The organism is Asaia sp. SF2.1 (assembly GCF_000505765.1).
Lineage (GTDB): Bacteria > Pseudomonadota > Alphaproteobacteria > Acetobacterales > Acetobacteraceae > Asaia > Asaia bogorensis.
The window spans coordinates 134,268-134,786 of the sequence record NZ_AYXS01000034.1; the positions used below are offsets into that span (position 1 = coordinate 134,268).

Below are 519 nucleotides of genomic sequence, written 5' to 3' on the forward strand. Positions count from 1 at the left end.
TGTTTCGGCATCCAGCGAAACATGGAGCGGGACTGTATCGGCGTCCTGAAGCGGAAGTTTGGGCGGTAATGGCGCCGGAGCCACGGCAGCGCGTATGGCGGCCTCATCACGCCCCTCTGCCGCCAAGGCGCGTGCCTGCTCAAGCGCTGCGCCAAATGCGGGCCCGGGTGTGTGGCCCCATTCAATCAGAATTTTGCCGTCGATCTCTACAGGCGCGTTCATGGCCATGTCCTTTCTTTTCGTCGCTTGCATGTGGCTCAAGCATGAACGGCAGAAAGTATGGCCGAAAGAAAACCTGACTTTCAGGATAAGGTGCTGATACCAATAGAGAAAACCTATCTTCTCATCAGATCGACCTTTCCGGTTCTGATCTATGCATATCGTCTTTTATCTGGAATAATCGTCTCATGAGAAACGTGGTTATCGGTCTGCTTGGCGTAAAAATCGATCGCACGCGCGGAGTCGGGTCGTGGCAGCCAAGCGCCAGGCTTTGCGGCCATGATTCCCTGCCAGTCGATC

General features: G+C 55.3%; 1 protein-coding gene. It reads right to left on the minus strand.

Features of this window, described 5'->3' with window-relative positions:
- Positions 1-222: hypothetical protein (locus P792_RS37665; protein WP_200863485.1), on the minus strand; the 222-nt coding region annotated here is incomplete at its 3' end.
- Positions 223-519 lie beyond the last annotated feature (297 nt).